The organism is Algibacter agarivorans (genome assembly GCF_039543245.1).
GTDB classification, from domain to species: Bacteria; Bacteroidota; Bacteroidia; order Flavobacteriales; family Flavobacteriaceae; genus Algibacter_G; species Algibacter_G agarivorans.
Map to the genome: position 1 here is coordinate 1 of NZ_BAABJJ010000043.1, position 17,839 is coordinate 17,839.

The 17,839-nt window shown below is 33.6% G+C and carries 14 protein-coding genes; 10 read left to right on the top strand and 4 right to left on the bottom strand.

Features of this window, described 5'->3' with window-relative positions; all coding sequences use genetic code 11:
- Positions 1-252 precede the first annotated feature (252 nt).
- From ABD935_RS14800 to ABD935_RS14840, 9 genes are all read left to right on the top strand, one after another.
- Positions 253-1,416 (top strand): aminotransferase class I/II-fold pyridoxal phosphate-dependent enzyme, encoded by a 1,164-nt coding sequence (locus tag ABD935_RS14800; RefSeq protein ID WP_345193331.1) that lies wholly within the window; start codon positions 253-255, stop codon positions 1,414-1,416.
- Positions 1,417-1,469: 53 nt separating this feature from the next.
- Positions 1,470-1,883, top strand: a complete 414-nt coding sequence (locus tag ABD935_RS14805) for a putative signal transducing protein (protein WP_345193333.1) — start codon at positions 1,470-1,472, stop codon at positions 1,881-1,883.
- Positions 1,884-1,956: 73 nt separating this feature from the next.
- Positions 1,957-2,571 (top strand): dethiobiotin synthase, encoded by a 615-nt coding sequence (gene bioD, locus ABD935_RS14810; RefSeq protein ID WP_345193335.1) that lies wholly within the window; start codon positions 1,957-1,959, stop codon positions 2,569-2,571.
- A 25-nt stretch (positions 2,572-2,596) separates the two neighbouring features.
- Positions 2,597-3,466: a hypothetical protein gene (locus ABD935_RS14815; RefSeq protein WP_345193337.1), complete on the top strand. Its 870-nt coding sequence runs from the start codon at positions 2,597-2,599 to the stop codon at positions 3,464-3,466.
- 9 nt (positions 3,467-3,475) lie between these two features.
- Positions 3,476-4,741, top strand: a complete 1,266-nt coding sequence (gene bioA, locus ABD935_RS14820) for an adenosylmethionine--8-amino-7-oxononanoate transaminase (RefSeq protein WP_345193339.1) — start codon at positions 3,476-3,478, stop codon at positions 4,739-4,741.
- Between the two features lie 200 nt (positions 4,742-4,941).
- On the top strand, positions 4,942-6,099 hold the full coding sequence (locus tag ABD935_RS14825; protein ID WP_345193341.1) for a beta-ketoacyl synthase N-terminal-like domain-containing protein: 1,158 nt from the start codon (positions 4,942-4,944) through the stop codon (positions 6,097-6,099).
- A 50-nt stretch (positions 6,100-6,149) separates the two neighbouring features.
- Complete coding sequence (gene bioB / locus ABD935_RS14830) at positions 6,150-7,244, top strand: biotin synthase BioB (protein WP_345193343.1); 1,095 nt, start codon at positions 6,150-6,152, stop codon at positions 7,242-7,244.
- A gap of 299 nt (positions 7,245-7,543) precedes the next feature.
- Positions 7,544-8,404: a cupin-like domain-containing protein gene (locus tag ABD935_RS14835; protein ID WP_345193346.1), complete on the top strand. Its 861-nt coding sequence runs from the start codon at positions 7,544-7,546 to the stop codon at positions 8,402-8,404.
- A gap of 63 nt (positions 8,405-8,467) precedes the next feature.
- A complete protein-coding gene (locus tag ABD935_RS14840) occupies positions 8,468-8,983 on the top strand; it encodes a DUF6646 family protein (protein ID WP_345193348.1) in 516 nt (171 codons plus the stop codon).
- 65 nt (positions 8,984-9,048) lie between these two features.
- Here the strand turns inward: ABD935_RS14840 and ABD935_RS14845 are convergent, their stop codons facing one another.
- Positions 9,049-9,522 (bottom strand): regulatory protein RecX, encoded by a 474-nt coding sequence (locus ABD935_RS14845; RefSeq protein WP_345193350.1) that lies wholly within the window; start codon positions 9,520-9,522, stop codon positions 9,049-9,051.
- A gap of 84 nt (positions 9,523-9,606) precedes the next feature.
- Here ABD935_RS14845 and ABD935_RS14850 point away from each other — a divergent pair, with 84 nt between their 5' ends.
- Positions 9,607-11,910, top strand: a complete 2,304-nt coding sequence (locus ABD935_RS14850) for a T9SS type A sorting domain-containing protein (protein WP_345193352.1) — start codon at positions 9,607-9,609, stop codon at positions 11,908-11,910.
- Between the two features lie 345 nt (positions 11,911-12,255).
- Here ABD935_RS14850 and ABD935_RS14855 read toward each other — a convergent pair whose 3' ends face one another.
- The 3 genes from ABD935_RS14855 to porZ are packed head-to-tail and all read right to left on the bottom strand — an operon-like array spanning position 12,256 to position 17,735.
- Entirely contained in the window at positions 12,256-14,667 is a 2,412-nt protein-coding gene (locus ABD935_RS14855) for a TonB-dependent receptor plug domain-containing protein (protein ID WP_345193354.1), read from the bottom strand.
- 3 nt (positions 14,668-14,670) lie between these two features.
- Positions 14,671-15,390: a DNA repair protein RecO gene (recO, locus tag ABD935_RS14860; RefSeq protein ID WP_345193356.1), complete on the bottom strand. Its 720-nt coding sequence runs from the start codon at positions 15,388-15,390 to the stop codon at positions 14,671-14,673.
- A complete protein-coding gene (gene porZ, locus ABD935_RS14865) occupies positions 15,390-17,735 on the bottom strand; it encodes a type IX secretion system anionic LPS delivery protein PorZ (protein ID WP_345193358.1) in 2,346 nt (781 codons plus the stop codon). Before porZ ends, recO begins: the two co-directional genes overlap by 1 nt.
- Positions 17,736-17,839 lie beyond the last annotated feature (104 nt).

Genomic DNA, 17,839 nt, shown 5'->3' on the forward strand with positions numbered 1-17,839 from the left:
GTTGCACCACAAAGGTAACTTTGCGGAACAAATTTCCCTTTCTCTTTTTTAATCGTTTAGGACGCTATTGATTAATAACCTAATAATTTTACAAATTATAATTGCTATGTTCAAAAGAATGTTTTTAGTCATTTGCATAATATAATTATTGTTTAACGATAACAAATATATAAAAATTATCGAAAAACAATAATTTTAATTAAAAATATTTTAATCACGTAATAACAAAAGCATTATTTATATTTGTTTAAAATGAAAGTCTTTCCCAAAAAACTACAACAAAAACTAGATGAACGCAAAGCGAATAATGCTTTGCGCCAACTTGGAGCACAAAGTAATTTGGTAGATTTTTCGTCAAACGATTATTTAGGGTTTTCAAAATCTGAAACTATTTTTAACAGAAGTCATGATTTTCTAATTAATCAAAATATCCAACAAAATGGGTCAAAAGGTTCGCGTTTGCTTTCAGGAAACCATGCGCTATATAATACCGTAGAGAATCAATTATGTGAGTTTCATAATAGTAAAGCGGCTATAGTGTTTAACTCGGGATACGATGCGAACATTGGGTTTTTCTCAAGCGTAGCTCAACGTGGGGATGTTATTTTATATGACGAATATATCCATGCATCCATTCGCGATGGTATTTCAATGAGCAACGCCAAAGCTTATAAATTCAAACATAACAACTTAGAAGCATTAGAAAAGCTAATGCTTCGTCATTCTGAACTTGTTTCAGAATCTCATCAAGAGATATATGTAGTCACAGAATCCGTATTCTCCATGGATGGCGATTCTCCAGATTTAGTAGCAATATCTCAGATAAGTAAAAAACATAACGCTTTTTTAGTGGTTGACGAAGCCCATGCTATTGGTGTTTTTGGAGTGCGTGGTGAAGGCATCATTCAAGATTTAAAATTAGAAGCAACTGTTTTTGCTCGCATAATTACTTTTGGAAAAGCTATCGGTTGCCATGGCGCCGCAATTCTTGGAAGTGAAGACTTAAAACAATATTTAGTTAATTTTTCCAGAAGTTTAATTTATACAACGGCTCTACCGCCACATAGTTTAGCAGCGATTCATACGGTTTATAATGACTTGGCCAGTACTAAAAACAATGAGAAACTTCATCAAAATATTCAATTTTTTAAAGCTGAAATTATTAAAAACAAACTTGAAAATATTTTTATTGAATCTGATTCAGCCATACATTGTTGTATTATTTCAGGAAACGACCAAGTAAAATCAATTGCAAAAAAAATTCAAGACTATGGGTATGATATAAAGCCCATTTTATCTCCAACAGTTCCTGAAGGTCAAGAACGTTTGCGTTTTTGTTTGCATAGTTATAATTCAGAAGATGATATATCGAAAATATTACAACTGTTAGCTACTTTTGTGACGCAGTCATGCTGAACTTGCTTGTGCTGAATTTATTTCAGTATCACATAACGCATTCAATATTATATATGAGCGACACTTTTAAAACCATTGCTAGATTTCAATATTCCACTGAAGCCCAAATTATAAAAGGACGTTTAGAGGCCGAAGGTATTCAGGTTTTTCTATCAGACAATTTAACTATAGATACAGACCCCCTAGTAAGTAATGCCATTGGTGGCGTTAAACTCAAAGTCTTATCAACTGATGCTTTAAAAGCGCAACATATTTTAGAATCCATCAACAAATACTCAGTTGATGATGAAGGGAATACTATTAGTTGTCCAAATTGCAAAGGGAATCGAATTGAGTTATTTTCAACAATAAAAGATGCCAAATCGTTTTTTGCGTTTATTTTTGGTGTATTATTTTCGGCACTACCATTTTACACCAGACATAAATATAAGTGCGAAGATTGTAAAACAGAATTCGATTTAAAATGAGTTTTAGCCACTAATACACGAATTATTTTTCGCAATATATTTGTGAATTCGTGGCGAGCTATTAAATGATTTGATGAAGAAAAAAGCATATTTCATTACAGGAATTTCAACCGATGTTGGTAAAACAGTAGCTTCAGCCATTATAACGGAAGCTTTAGAAGCCGATTATTGGAAACCTGTACAAGCAGGGGAACTTGATAATTGCGATACTAAAAAAGTAAAACGATTAGTTTCAAATTCTAAATCCAAATTTCATCCAAACGCCTACGCTCTCAAAACACCAATGAGTCCGCATGGTGCGGCTGATATTGATGGTATTGAAATCGATATCAAAAAAATTAAAGCCCCCAAAACAAACAATCATTTAGTAATTGAAGGCGCCGGTGGTTTATTAGTGCCTCTAAATAACAAAGACACCGTTTTCAATTTAATTAAACCAGAATATAAAGTCATTGTAGTATCAAGACATTATCTTGGAAGCATCAACCACACACTTTTAACAGTAAATTTACTTAAAGAAAAAGGATTTGATGTGTCCCTTATTTTTAGCGGAAACGAACATAAAACAACAGAAGATATTATCAAAAAAATGACTCAAGTTCCAATTATTGGACGCATTGAAGAAGAGCCTTATTTTGACAAAAATGTGGTAAAAGAGTATGCTGAATTGTTTAGAGAGCACTTATAATTTTTTAGTAAAACAAACTATTCTTATGAAACGTTATGTAAATCATATTGTTTTTTTTATTTATGCTCTTACATTATTACAATCCTGTACTGATAAAAACAGACCTAATCTAAATATGGATAACCTTTATCCGTGGTGTATTGTGGCCTTTGATTCTTTGGAAAGAACACCCACACAACGCATTAAAATGCTAAAAGACTTAGGCTTTACAAAATATGCATATGATTGGCGCGACAAAGATTTAAATGATATGAAAAGCGAATTAGAACTCGCGAAAAAAAATAATATTGAAGTTGTATCGGTTTGGTTGTGGCTAAATGCAAAAAGAGATAGTCTTAGTAAGTTAAGTCCATCAAATGAAAAAGTTTTTGAAATTTTAAAAGAATCAAATCTTAGAACAAATTTGTGGTTAAGTTTTAGCAATAATTTTTTTGAAGATTTAACACAAGAAGAATCAATTAACTACACCGCCGAAATGATTAAATTTATTAAAGCAAAAGCGGATAAAATTAATTGCAAAATTCAACTTTACAATCATAAAGGATGGTTTGGAAACCCTGATAACCAAGTTAAAATCATTGAGTCGCTCCCAGATTATGATCTAAAAATGGTATATAATTTTCATCATGCACACAATTATCTGGAAAACTTCCCTCAAATAGTTAAAACTATAAAACCTCACTTAGCATCGGTAAATTTAAATGGTATGCAAATAGATGGTGCAAAAATCTTACCTATTGGAAAAGGCGAACACGAAAAAGATATGATAAAACTTTTATTAGACGAAGGGTTTAATGGAACTTGGGGCATTCTAGGACATGTTGAAAATAAAGATGTTGAAATCGTTTTAAAACAAAATCTTTCAGGTCTTGAATCGTTGCAATTAAACTTCTAAATATTACAAATGAGTCTACAAAACCGCGATAAAAAACACCTCTGGCATCCATTAACACAGCACAAGTTACATCCAGAAACTATTGCTATAACCAAAGCAAAAGGATGCATTTTAACAGATGAAAATGGTAAGGAATATATTGATGCCATTGCCTCCTGGTACACCTGCATGTATGGACATTGTAACAAATACATTACCGATCGGGTTTCCGACCAAATGCAGCAATTAGACCAAGTGGTTTTTAGTGGGTTTACTCACGAACCTGCCATAAAATTATCGGAAGCACTCATCGAAATTTTACCAAAAAATCAAAACAAGATTTTTTTTAGTGACAACGGTTCAACATCCGTTGAAATTGGTATTAAAATGGCATTGCAATATCATTTTAATAATGGTGAAAAACGCAATACCTTAATTGCTTTTGAAGACGGGTTTCATGGTGATACTTTTGGCGCCATGAGTGTTTCAGGGCTTTCGGTTTATAACGGACCTTTTGAAGAATTCTTTTTAGATGTAAAGCGTATTCCTGTTCCTAATGGTGAAAATAGTCATGAAATAATAACACTCTTAAAAGCTATTGTTTCAAATAACCAAGTAGCCGGATTTGTTTACGAACCTTTAGTACAAGGCGCAGCAGCCATGAACATGCATGATGCTGAAGGATTAAATGCCATTTTAAAATTCTGTAAAAACCATCATATCATAACCGTAGCGGACGAAGTTATGACAGGTTTCGGAAAAACAGGAAAGCATTTCGCATCACTTCATATGGAAACCAAACCAGATGTTATGTGCTTAAGCAAAGCCTTAACTGGTGGTTTGCTGCCTATGGCACTTACCACATGCTCTCAGAAAATTTACGATGCTTTTTATAGTGACGATATCAGCAAAGGGCTTTTTCACGGACACACCTATTCTGCTAATCCCTTGGCGTGTACCGCAGCATTGGCAAGTATTGAGTTATTGCAATCAGAGGAAATTCAAAATAACATAAAAACAATCATAGCCTCACATCAAGCTTTTGGAAATCGTATAAAACATCATCCGAAAGTAAAATCTACAAGACACATAGGAATTATTTTTGCACTCGATTTGAATGTTGAAATGCAACGCTACGGGAATTTACGAGATAAACTCTTTAAATTTTTTATGGATAACGGCGTGTTTTTGCGCCCTCTGGGGAACACTATTTATATTCAAGCACCGTATGTTATTACTAAAAAACAACTGCAAAAAGTTTATCAGGTTATTGAAGAAGCTTTAGAAATTATTTAGGGCGTTACCACAAGGGTCGGGCTATCCGCTATATCTTTTAAATTTTTTTGAAAATTAAAAAGGATGCCGCTTCTATCCCTAACGCATAAGTACTATTTTTGTCAATTAACGACAATCTGAACTTGTTTCAGATTCGCATCACAAAATTATGAGATGCTGAAATAATCCTGAAAGCTTTCGGGACAGCATGACGAAAAAATATGCAAAAACCAATCTCAATTACCGCTATTTCATCTATTTCTTCCTTAGGAAAATCTCTTGAAGACGCTTGGGAAAGCTACCAAAATAAGACACATTGCATTACTAAAAAAGATTTTTTAGGAAAAGAAGTTTTAGTCTCTGAAATTCCTGAAGAAGCTAAACAAGATATTGCCGTTTTACGACAATCAGACAACAAATACCAATCACTAGATAGTACTGTTCTATATGCTATTTACGCGTCAAGACAAGCCATAAAACAGGCTGGTTGGAACGGCACAGATAACTACGGAATTAATATTGGTTCTTCTCGTGGTGCTACAGAGCTTTTTGAAAAATATCACGAATCGTTTTTAAAAAATAATAAGTCAGACACCTTAAGTTCTCCAACAACAACTTTAGGGAATATATCATCTTGGGTGGCACACGATTTACAAACTGAAGGCCCAGAAATAAGTCATTCTATTACTTGCTCTACGGCATTACATAGTATGCTTAACGGCATTGCTTGGATAAATTCAGGCATGTGCGGTACATTCTTGGTAGGCGGAAGTGAAGCCCCATTAACGCCGTTTACTATTGCACAAATGCAGGCTTTAAAAATATATTCAAAAGAAACTAATGCTTTTCCTTGCAGAGCCTTAGACCTCAACAAAACTAAAAACACCATGGTTTTAGGAGAAGGCGCTTCTATGGCATGTTTAGAATCTGGAATACATGAAAATGCACTCGCTATTATAAAAGGTTTTGGTTATGCTACTGAAATTTTAAAGCACAACATTTCCATTTCAAGTGATGCGCAATGTTTTCAAAAATCCATGCAAATGGCCTTGGGCGCTATGAACCCTGAAGATATTGATATTGTTGTTATGCATGCTCCAGGAACCATTAAAGGCGATATTTCAGAATTTAAAGCCATTGAAGCTATATTTAAAGATAATATGCCAGCAGTAACTTCAAATAAATGGAAGATCGGCCACACCTTTGGAGCCTCAGGAGCTTTAAGTATTGAATTTGCTGTGCTGATGTTACAACATCAACGATTTATTGGCATTCCTTATCTAAAAAACCAAAAAATACCAAATAAAATTCAAAATATACTAGTAAATGCCGTGGGATTTGGCGGAAATGCAGTTTCTATTTTGTTGTCTAAAAATTAAGGGCATAACTTTTAAATTAGTATTTTTGATGCTAACTAACGAGCAGATTTATGAGCGAGACTAAACACAACTGGACCAAAGACGAGATACTAGACATATACAACAAACCCTTAATGGAACTGCTTTACGAAGCAGCAACGGTACACCGTGTAAACCACGACCCCAATACGGTTCAAGTAAGTACCTTATTATCTATAAAAACTGGTGGATGTTCTGAAGATTGTGGTTATTGTCCGCAAGCAGCACGTTATCATACCGATATTGAAGGCAATGATTTAATGAGCGTTCAGCAAGTTAAGGCACAAGCTTTACGTGCAAAATCTACAGGAAGTTCCCGTGTTTGCATGGGAGCAGCTTGGAGAAATGTGAAAGATGGTGAAGAATTTGACCAAGTTCTGGAAATGGTACGTTCCATTAACAAACTGGATATGGAAGTGTGTTGTACTTTAGGAATGATTACCGAAAACCAAGCACAACGCTTAGCTGAAGCTGGTTTATATGCTTACAATCATAATTTAGATTCATCTGAAGAGTATTATAAAGAAGTGATTTCCACACGTGGTTATCAAGACCGCTTGGACACTATTGGTAATGTGCGCAAAACCAATGTAACGGTTTGTAGCGGTGGTATTATTGGTATGGGTGAAAATATAGAAGACAGAGCTGGTATGCTTGTGGCGCTGTCTACTTTAAATCCGCAGCCAGAATCAACTCCTATCAATGCACTAGTAGCTGTTGAAGGCACACCTCTTGAAGACCAACAACCCGTTTCTATTTGGGATATGATACGTATGGTAGCTACCACTAGAATTGTAATGCCAGAAACCCAAGTGCGATTAAGTGCAGGAAGAACCCAAATGACTAGAGAGGGACAAGCCATGTGCTTTTTTGCTGGTGCTAATTCTATTTTTGCTGGCGATAAATTATTAACAACGCCTAACCCTGATGTAAACGAAGACATGAAAATGTTTGACTTATTAGGACTAAATCCGCAAAAACCTTTTACAAAAAAGGTGCAACCAAAAACGGTTGAAGCTAGTGAATCTGAATACGAAGCCTTGGGCGAAAAACCAAAATGGACACGTCCTGAACATACCATTGAGCGAAACGAAGTGGCTAAAGAAAAGGCTAAAGCAGCTAAATAAATCTTGTTGCTTACTAAGAATGACCTTAAGGCAAGCTTGCTTTAAAGATTGAAACAGCATCCTTCTGTTCTTTAACATACAAGTAATAAACTTTTGGAGAAACTAAACATTTACAACTGGATTCCTGCCTTTACAGGGATGACAAAAAGCAAAAGATAAAGTGCAAAGCCCGACCACCTGCCTTGAAAGCAGACAAAGGGCGAGGTAACCTACCCGCTGGCTGGCTGGCATCCTAATAAAATACTATTTCTATTCTCACAAGGTTTCACTAACTTTACCTACTAAAACTAAATTAAGCTTTGTCGTTAAACTTACAGGATATTCCGCGAGTAAAAACAATTACTAAAGCGGATTTTTTAAAGCACTATTTTAAGCCACAAAAACCTGTGGTTATTGAGCGCTTTATTGAAGACTGGCCCGCATACACCAAATGGAATTTGGACTATATGAAAGCGATTGGCGGGGATTTAACTATCCCGCTTTATGATGACAGACCTGTGGATTACAGAGATGGTTTTAATGAACCACATGCTAAAATGAAATTGAGCGATTATGTGGATTTATTGAAGAACAAACCTACTAAATATCGTATTTTTTTATGGAATGCGCTCAAGGAAATCCCTGCATTGCAAAAAGATTTTAACTTCCCTGATTTTGGATTACGATTAATGAAAGGCATACCCATGCTGTTTTTCGGCGGAAGAGATTCGCATACTTTTATGCATTATGATATTGATTTAGCCAATATTTTTCACTTTCATTTTGAAGGCAAAAAGCAATGTATTTTGTTTGACCAAGAACAGAACGGTTTTTTGTATAAAATCCCGCATTCTCTTATTGCAAGAGAAGATATCGATTTTAACAATCCTGATTTTGACAAATGGCCGATGTTAAAAAAAGCTAAGGGCTATAAAACAGAACTTAACCATGGTGAAGTTTTATATATGCCCGAAGGATATTGGCACCACATGCGCTATCTAACGCCTGGGTTTTCTATGAGCTTACGTGCTATTGCCAGAAATCCCAAAAATTTTGGAAAGGCAGTTTATAACGTTTTTATTATGCGCAATTACGATAATGTAATGCGCCGTATTAAAGGGCAGAAATGGATAGATTGGAAAAATGAACAAGCCATAGTTAGAACGCATAAGCATTTATAAATATTAAGTTTCATTTTAAAAAACTTGTAATATATTTGCCAACTTAAAATTTAAACTCAAATCATGAAAAAATCAATTTTATTATTAGCAATATTAAGTGTATCACTTATTAACGCTCAGGCTTATATAGGAAATGGTGATAACAAATTCCAGGTTGGCGCTAACCTTCAAGATAACGGTACTGGTCTTAATTTAAGTTACGATTTTGGTATTGGCGAAAATATTTCTATTGGAATATCCTCTACTTACCTTTTAGGTGTTGACGATGCCTTAAAAAACCATGTAGATGACAGCCTTGATGCCAATTTTGACAATCGTTTTGATGTTAGAGCGCGTTTTAATGCGAACCTAGGAAATGTGATAAATATTGATGAGAACTTTGATGTGTATCCTGGGTTAAGTCTTGGGCTTAAAAACTTTGGCGGGCATTTAGGAGCGCGTTACTTTTTTACTGAAGGCTTTGGTATTTTTACCGAATTAAACGTCCCATTTGCAAAATACAAAACAGGCACTTTAACAGCTGCTGAAACCTTACATAATCAATTTACTGTTAATTTAGGTGCTTCTTTTAATTTATAAAAACGAATCAATTCTTACAAAAAAAAGAGGTCATAGAAATCATCTATGACCTCTTTTTTTGTTTGTTATTTGATTAATTCGTAGGCTTTTTCATATACTAAATGCGATTCCCACCCTCTATAAAGCAGATAATCGATTAATTTTTTTCGTTTCTTAAAAATGTTATTTTCTTTAATCAATTTGACTCTTTTTTCGGCTAAATCATTGAAAACTTCGATATACTCCGTGTTTTCAATTTCTGCAAGTGCCTGATTTATATTAACTTTGCCTATGTCTTTTTTCTTTAATTCAAAAGTTAATCGACGACGGCCCCAAGCCTTAATTCTAAACTTACCACTTACAAATGTTTTGGCAAAACGTTCTTCATTAAGAAAGTTATGTTCAAGCAAATGAACTATAATCACATCGATAGCCTCGGGTATCATGTACATAGTCTCTAACTTATTTCTAACTTCTTGATGGCAGCGTTCCTGATACGCACAATAATACTCCAGTTTTTTGGTGGCTTCTTGTACCGTATATGTTTTTTTTGATTGCATAGCTTATCAAAAATAACAATAGAACCATTAATAACAAGAATAAAATTTATAAAAGCCAAATCTAAATTTTAAAACTTAACGATTATGAAAAAGATTACTTATATAAAATCGATTACAATTACAATTGCACTTTTTGGTGTAGTTGCTTTAGGTTTTGGACAAGATATTTTTTCAAATATAATAACTGGAACAAACCCAGGACAAATTAATCCTTATTTCACAGGGCAATATGTTGACCCCAACATTTCAGTTAATGGAATTAGCAGAGGAATTGGGGTTAGTGGAAGAAATGCAAATGACAGATATAACGCTATTAATTGGGATTCAGCAAGCTTAGACCTTAATGATTATTTTGAATTTACGTTAACACCAAATACAACATTTGAAATTGACTTTGTAAATTTTGTTTATACAGGTCAAGTCTCACCAACAGGTCCAATAAATTTCGCTTTTAGAAGTAGTTTAGATGGTTATAGTGCAAATATTGGAATTCCAACGACAAGTGGTACAACAATAGATTTATCTTCTGGTACTTACCAAGATATATCAAGTGCAATAACATTTCGGTTTTATGGTTGGGGAGCTAGCGGTTCCACTGGGACTTTTAGCATTAATGATTTTACTTTTAACGGTGTTATTTCTGCCTTAACTTGTCCAACTACTGTAACATGGAATGGAACATCTTGGGATGCTCCTCCTACATCTACAACTTCTGTTGTAATCGATGGAGACTATACTGCTACAACAGCTAATAGCTTTTCAGCATGTAGCTTATATATTAATGAAGTATCATCAAGCACTACTAATCCTGTAATTGTAAGAGTAAATAATGGTGGATTTATAGAAGTTGAAAACAACGTGATTGTTGATGGTACTTTAATAGTTGAAACTCAAGGAAACTTTGTTCAGCGTGGCAATACAGGTACTTTTACAGTTAGCGGTACTGGTACAGCATCTGTTAATAAAATAACTCCACCAAAAGCCGATTGGTTTTATTATACTTATTGGAGTTCTCCTGTTGTTGGAGAAACCATAGGAAATGTATTTCCTCTTGTAGATGCGGATAGGCGTTATTCATTCAATGCAGCAGGCTTTGTAGATACAGATGGAGATGATATAGGTGAAACTGGTAACGATTGGCAAACTGCAATGGCTGGAAATACGATGTTACCTGGTGTTGGTTATGCTGCAACTGCGGCTCGACTTCATTTTCCTGGAGCAACAGATATTGCAACTTTTACAGGAGAATTTAATACACGAGATGTTCCCGTAAACATTACTTTTAATCCTGCTAATCTTGGGATGAAGTGGAACTTTATTGGAAACCCTTATCCTTCTGCTATAGATTTTAATGCTTTTCATACTGCAAATTCTACAGTTGTAGAAGGTGTGGCTTATTTTTGGGATCAAGGCACCCCACCAAGTACAGCTAATCCAGGTAATGAAAACTTAAATTTTAGTTTAGATGATTATGCTACATATGCTGTTGGCGTTGGTGGTGTTGGCGCTAGGGGAGATACTGGAAGTCAACCTAATGGTTTTATAGCATCTGGTCAAGGCTTTTTTATTCCTTCAACAGCTATTGGTGGTACAGCTACATTTACCAACGCTATGCGTATGGCAAATGGCACAAGTAATACGCAGTTTTTTAAAGCTGCTAGTGCAAAAAAATCGAGTACTTCTAGTTCTTCAGAAAACAGACTTTGGGTAAACTTAACATCAGATAATGGTGTGTTTAATCAAATACTTGTTGGCTACGTTGACAATGCTACTAATGCTTATGACGGCATGGCCTTTGATGCGCCTAGATTAATTCCTGAAAATTATGGTGCAGTTTTATATTCTACAATTGAAAACGTAGACACAAAATACGTAATTCAAGGGAAAAGTTTAAATAGTATAAATAATGATGAAGTTTTAAATATTGGTTTTAGCACCAAAATTGATGTGCCAACTTTATACAAACTATCTATTGCACAATTACAAGGTCATTTTTTAAACAACAACACCATTTATATAAAAGACAATCTACTTAACAAACTACACAATTTATCTACTTCAGATTACACATTTACATCTGAAACTGGAGAGTTTAATGACCGTTTTGAAATTGTATTTAATGACAATGCTTTATCCACTAATGATGTTATTTCAGATTCAAAATCACTTAAAATTGTTGAACTTAAAGATGACAATGTACAATTCACAACTTCTAATACTATAAAAACAATTAGAATATTTGATTTGTTAGGAAGACAATTATATGAGTTTAAAGGTCAGACTAATTCTGAAACTTACAAGCTTTCAAAAATAAGTAGCACGGTTTATATTGCTAAAGTTGAATTATCAAACGGAGCAATTATTACTAAAAAAGCTGTAAAAAGATAATTGTCTTTACGAATATATTGTGCTTCTAGAAAAGCTGAAATTATAACACAGGGTTTTCACGGAGATACACAGAGCGTTTTAAAATGTTTTCAAAATCCTTGTAAATTCATACTTTGCGAGTCTGTAAAAAACCTGCGTATCTCAGCGAAATAAACGTTGATTTTTCAGTCTTCGCTTTGCGCCTTCGCGTCTTTTCGCGACAAAAACCTTTTCGAATCTCTGCAAAACAAGGCCTATTTTTTTAGTCTTCGCTTTGCCTCCTAGCATCGTTACAAGACACGGATTAATCTTACAAATTACAATTTAGCAGATTACCCCAACTTTTTAAAAAGTTTCGTAATGAGGTTACAAACTATATTTTAATGACAAAATAAAGTTCCGTCCTGCTGCTGCAATACCAGACGAATAGGTTTTATAACGTTGGTCTGTTATGTTTTCCAAACTCACTGTTATTGTTGTAGAACTGTTTATTTGATATTGCGCTCTAAAATTAAGCGTATACCACGATGGGCTATATGGATTGCCGTTTTCATCTAAAGCATAGATATAATCTTTTTCAATTTCTGATGGTGCTAATTGATTAAAAGATAAATCGCCATTATAATTAGCAAATACATCCAGTTTTAAGTTTTTAGAATTCCAAACCAAATGTGTATTTCCAAAATTTGGTGCTACATGACGAATAGGAACTTCTATATCGCCTGCCGCTTCTGTTCCACCAATAATACTATATTGAGAATTCAGATTAAGTCCATTAGTAATAGCCATTTTTAACCCTACTTCAAAACCATAAATCCAAGCTTTTGAAGCATTTTGTATGGCTTGCACATTACTTAATTCGCCATCATAAATAATTTCTGTCTCGCCATTTAAATTATAATCTCTTCGCACTAAAGCGTTATCTAAATAGGTATAGTATGTACTCATATCAAGCACTAATTTATCATCAAAATTTAATTTCAATCCCAACTCCCCACCATAAGCGTACTCTGGTCTTAAAGTTTCATTTGGCACGACTACAGAACCTGGTTCTGAATCGAACACCTTACCAATATCATCAATATTGGGGGCTCTAAAAGCAGACGATGCATTTAATTTCCATTGCAAAGTTCTATTTGGCGACCAACTGATACCTGCAGTTCCTGTAAGTGCTCCTGCTTCATTTTTTGATGATTCAAAAGGTAAATTTAAAAACACATTATTTTCTTTAAAATCAGCCTTAGAAATCACATGATTAAAACGTAAGCCCGACTGAAATACAAATTTAGGGCTGGGTTTATATTTAATACTAGAATAGACAGCCGCAGACTGCCAACTTGCTCCATTTGGGTATCGAGAAACCGTTGGAGATACTATGTTATTAGATATATCTTCTTCTTCGCCATGAGACATCACTTTATTATAAACATACTCTACACCGTAAAAAAATTGGGTTTTAAGACTAAATCTTTTTTCTAAATCTAAATTAAATGAATACGCATCAACAGCTTCTTCTCGAATATTACGAGTTGACGATTGAAAATCTCTATCTATTCTACTTTCTTGAAAATTTTGATAAGCTATGGTAGCTTTTATTTTATCATATAAATTGGAACGACTGCTTAGTTTAGTAACTTGTAAATTAGACATAAACCATTGCTGCGGTCCATAGTTCCACTCTGCGGAACGCAACACGTCATTTCTATAGCGAATTAAGCGATCATACCTTGGGACATCTGATGTTGTAGTATAAAAAACCCCTAAATCAAAGCTTAAATCTTTAAAGGGTTTATAATGCACTTTCTGCATCATATTTAATTGATTATATCCAGAAAATTTTTGAACTAAAGGGTCGTTGTTTTGAATGATAACATCGCCATTACTTGTTGCTAAAGCAAATTCTGGTCTTAGATATTCAGTAGGCCCGTGACTTCCCATTTTTAAATCGCCAAAACTTGTATAACTAGCATTGGTAACAAATGCCCATTTTTTGTACCCCAAATTAAAATCAAAATGCCCTGTTTTTTCATCACTGGCTGAAGCGTACCTTAATACTGCGTTAGAACTAAACACTAATGAATCAGAATTGGATAATTTTGGTTTTTGGGTATAAAAACCCATAACTCCACCAATAGCGTCACTTCCATATATAACAGAACCCGAACCTAAAGTAACTTCGGTGTTTTGAATAGAAAAAGGGTCTACGGCAATAACATTTTGTAGATTTCCACCTCTAAAAATGGCGTTATTCATTCTTATGCCATCTACAGTTATTAATAGTCTGTTGGTAGAAAAACCCCTAATCATTGGGCTTCCTCCACCTAACTGGCTTTTCTGTACATATACCTGCCCTGTATTCTCTAATAAATCGGCACTGGTTTGTGGATTTATAAATTGAATACTTTTAGTATTCATACTGACTATTTTTTGGGGTATATCTTTTTTGCTTTGTTCAAACTTTGAAGCAGAAATAACAATCTCTTCTAGCCCCTGAGTATTTGAAACTAAATACACTTTATTTGAATGCCCTAACTTTAGTTTGGTTAGTTTTTTTAAAACATGCGATAAATGTTTAAAATAAATGATTTCAGTATCCGAAAAATCATCTAATTCTGCCTCGCCTCTAAAATTGGTAATCCCACTTTTAGATTTATCAACATTGTAAATAGCTACGCCAGAAATAGGTTCTTTAGTTACTTCATTAAGAACTTTAATGTTCTGAGCCTGAGTGGCTATAGAAACAAGTAATAAGAAGAAAGTAATATATAAAAACCTCATGTTTTAACTAAAAACTTGATTAAATACCTGTAGTGATTTAGGGGTTTTAAAACTCCCCAAATGTAGTTCAAAATAAAGCAACATCATACTTAAAAACGACTGTCTTTGCTTGGCGTTAATTTTCACATTAGGTAATCCATCAAATGTTGTGCCTAATAACTGTTTTAGGAGCGCTAAATTTTCGCTAGACACAATGTACCTGTTATTTGATTTCAATTCAAATTTACCTTCGCTTAAATCAAAAAAAGGGTATTCAATGTTTGTAGTCTCTGGATAAAATCCTAGGTATTTAGTTAATTTCAATAAGAATAACAAATGAAAATTAGCGTATTCGGATTGAGAATCCAACCATAAAAGCGTATTTTCCAAATAACTGAATAGCGTCTCGTTTTGTTCTTCTTCTTGTAAGGTACTTGTTAAAACCTCAGATAAAAACATAACAATGGCGCTTTTTAAAACATGCGAATGCAAACTTCTGTAAATGCAATTAAGTTTTGTGTCTTTAATAGTTTGTAAAGACCTATTATTCTTATAAAGAAACCCAATTTGCAATTGAGACAATAACTGAAAGTAGGCAACCTTTGTGTTTCCCTTTTTACTTTTTAAAACACCTCTTAACAGGAAACTTACAACGCCTAATTGTTGCGTGTAACATTTAACTATTAAGTCATTATCCCTATATTTTAATTTAGATAGAACAATAGCATTTGTAGTAATGAGCATTATCTAACAACCATTAATTTTAAAACTTTGGTTTCAAAAGTATCTAAATCCGAAAGCATAACTAAATAAACTCCAGACGCTACCACATTATTTGCAAAATTCCTCCCGTTCCAGTATGCGGTACCTCCATCTATTTCTAGGTTAAAACCATTATATCGTTGGTTCGTTCTAGATTGTGCTTCGGCAACTAAATTACCTTCAATATCCGTGATTTTAATGTTTACATTTTCGGAGATGTCTTTAATTTTAACTTTTTCATCTACAATATTGAATGTTGGCCTAACCGGATTAGGATATGCATAAGCACTTTGCAAATCTTCAAAAGGACTTGATCCCCCTGACAGAAATGACACAAGACCTTTATTTGAAGCTATATATACTATGCCATTTGCTTCATCTAAAGCAATGTCGTTAATTGTATTTGATGGTAACGGCGAATTATCTTTTGTGAAATGAAATATCGTGTTTTGTCCATCTGATGAAAAATAAAACAATCCGGAATCGGCAGTTCCGATCCATTTATTATTCGACCCATCAACTTTTATATCTGTAATAGTTTGTTGAAATAAAAGCTCTTTAGCGATACCATCTTCTTCTATGATGATTTCTTCTACACGAACATCATCATCATTAAAAAAGTTTGAGGTGTTAAATAGAACTCTTAGTCCCGAATCCGTTCCAATCCATAACTGATTTCTTTTATCCAAAGCTAAAGCGGTAACATTAAAAGAAGGGAAATTTTCTACATCACCTTTAATACTCTTTATTATTGGATTACTATTGTTTTCATTAAAACCTATTAACCCAAAGTTAAAACTACCTATCCATTTAATTTCACTATTATCAATTACAATATCGCTAAAGCCTAAATTTTGATTAAGTGGATCTGGAATTAAATCGGTAAAGTCATAACTTTTCCATTGACCACTACTTGGTTGATATGACTTTAACGGTTTTTTTAAAAAAGAGGTTGTAGTCCATAGCAACCCATTTCTATCAAAAGTTGATCCTGACAACCTTAAACTTATATAGTTTGGGACTCCAGGTAAAACCAATGATTCAAGACCACTATTTGTTTGGTCGTATCTTATTATTGGTTCATTATTAATAATCTCCACCATCCCATCTTGAAATGAATTAATAAAGACTTGTTCTGTGTTAAGAGGGTTTATAGATATACTATTTAAATTTCTAGAATTGAATAGGCTATCATAAGGAATATTCTTCCAAATTTCACCTTCCAAGTGACTAACTCCGTATTTTTTTGATGAAGGAACATATCTTGATGAATACCCCCCAAAAGTAACCCATAATCCGTCTCTTTCTGCTTCAATTGAAAATGGCGTGTTTAATAGAGGCCCATTAGGACGGATTTCTTCAAAAATTACGGAATTATTAAGTGGGGTTTTCAACATTCCAAAATCTTTGGTGCCAATATAAATATGCTCTAAATCAATAGTAGCCGTTGTATATTTTGTATCAAAATCAGCCTCTATAGCTACTTGAGATATGATATTGAAATTAGAATCATAAACAAAAACGTTATTTTGGGTTGAAACCACTAAGTTTCCATTAACAGATATCATACTTAAAGGCAAATCAGAATACGTAAATTCCTCGTTAATAACATCATTTACAATTTGATAAATCTTTCTATTTGAATTAATGGCGTATAGTTTATTTTCTTGAGTTTCTATTGACACCCAATTGCCAGAAGTAATTGATTGCCAATTTTGATAGTCTATTAAATTAGGGCTTGAAACTTGAGCTTTTCTTATACCATTTCCACCAAGACAGGTCGCATATAAATAATCGCCAAAAACCGAGGTCTCGCTCACTTGGATTTGACTTCCACCATTTCCTATAAAATAAGTATCTCCAAACTCTAACCTTTCTAAATCAAATACTGAGATACCATAATTTGTTGAAATATATACAACATTTTGATATCCATTAAAATGATTAATTTTTTTATCATTAGGAGGAATAGTAGGCTTGTCTATAATATCTACAATCGTTAGAATTTCAGTGTCATTATCAAAGGCTATTTCAATAAGACCATTATCGTACCCAATTACTAGTAATTCATAATCTTCACTATAATATATTGTTGAAATGCTTTCACCCGACAAACCGTTAACTGTAGTAACTTCTTTTATTTCATTGGATTGAGTATCTAAACTAAAAATTGCATTATCTCCTGCTGCATAAATTTTATTATTACCCTGAGCAATAGCTTTTATTTCATTATAAGAGAAATGCCCCTTCCAAAGTGCTGAGAAATCTTGAGAAAACTGCAACAATGGAATTAGATAAATTATAAAAACAACTAGTCTTCTAAACATAAACTTTATTTGGAAATTCAAATATATTTATAACTAACGAGTTTTACTTAGAAATAATATATTTTAAATAAAAAAGCTCTCCGAATCACGGAAAGCTTTTGTCT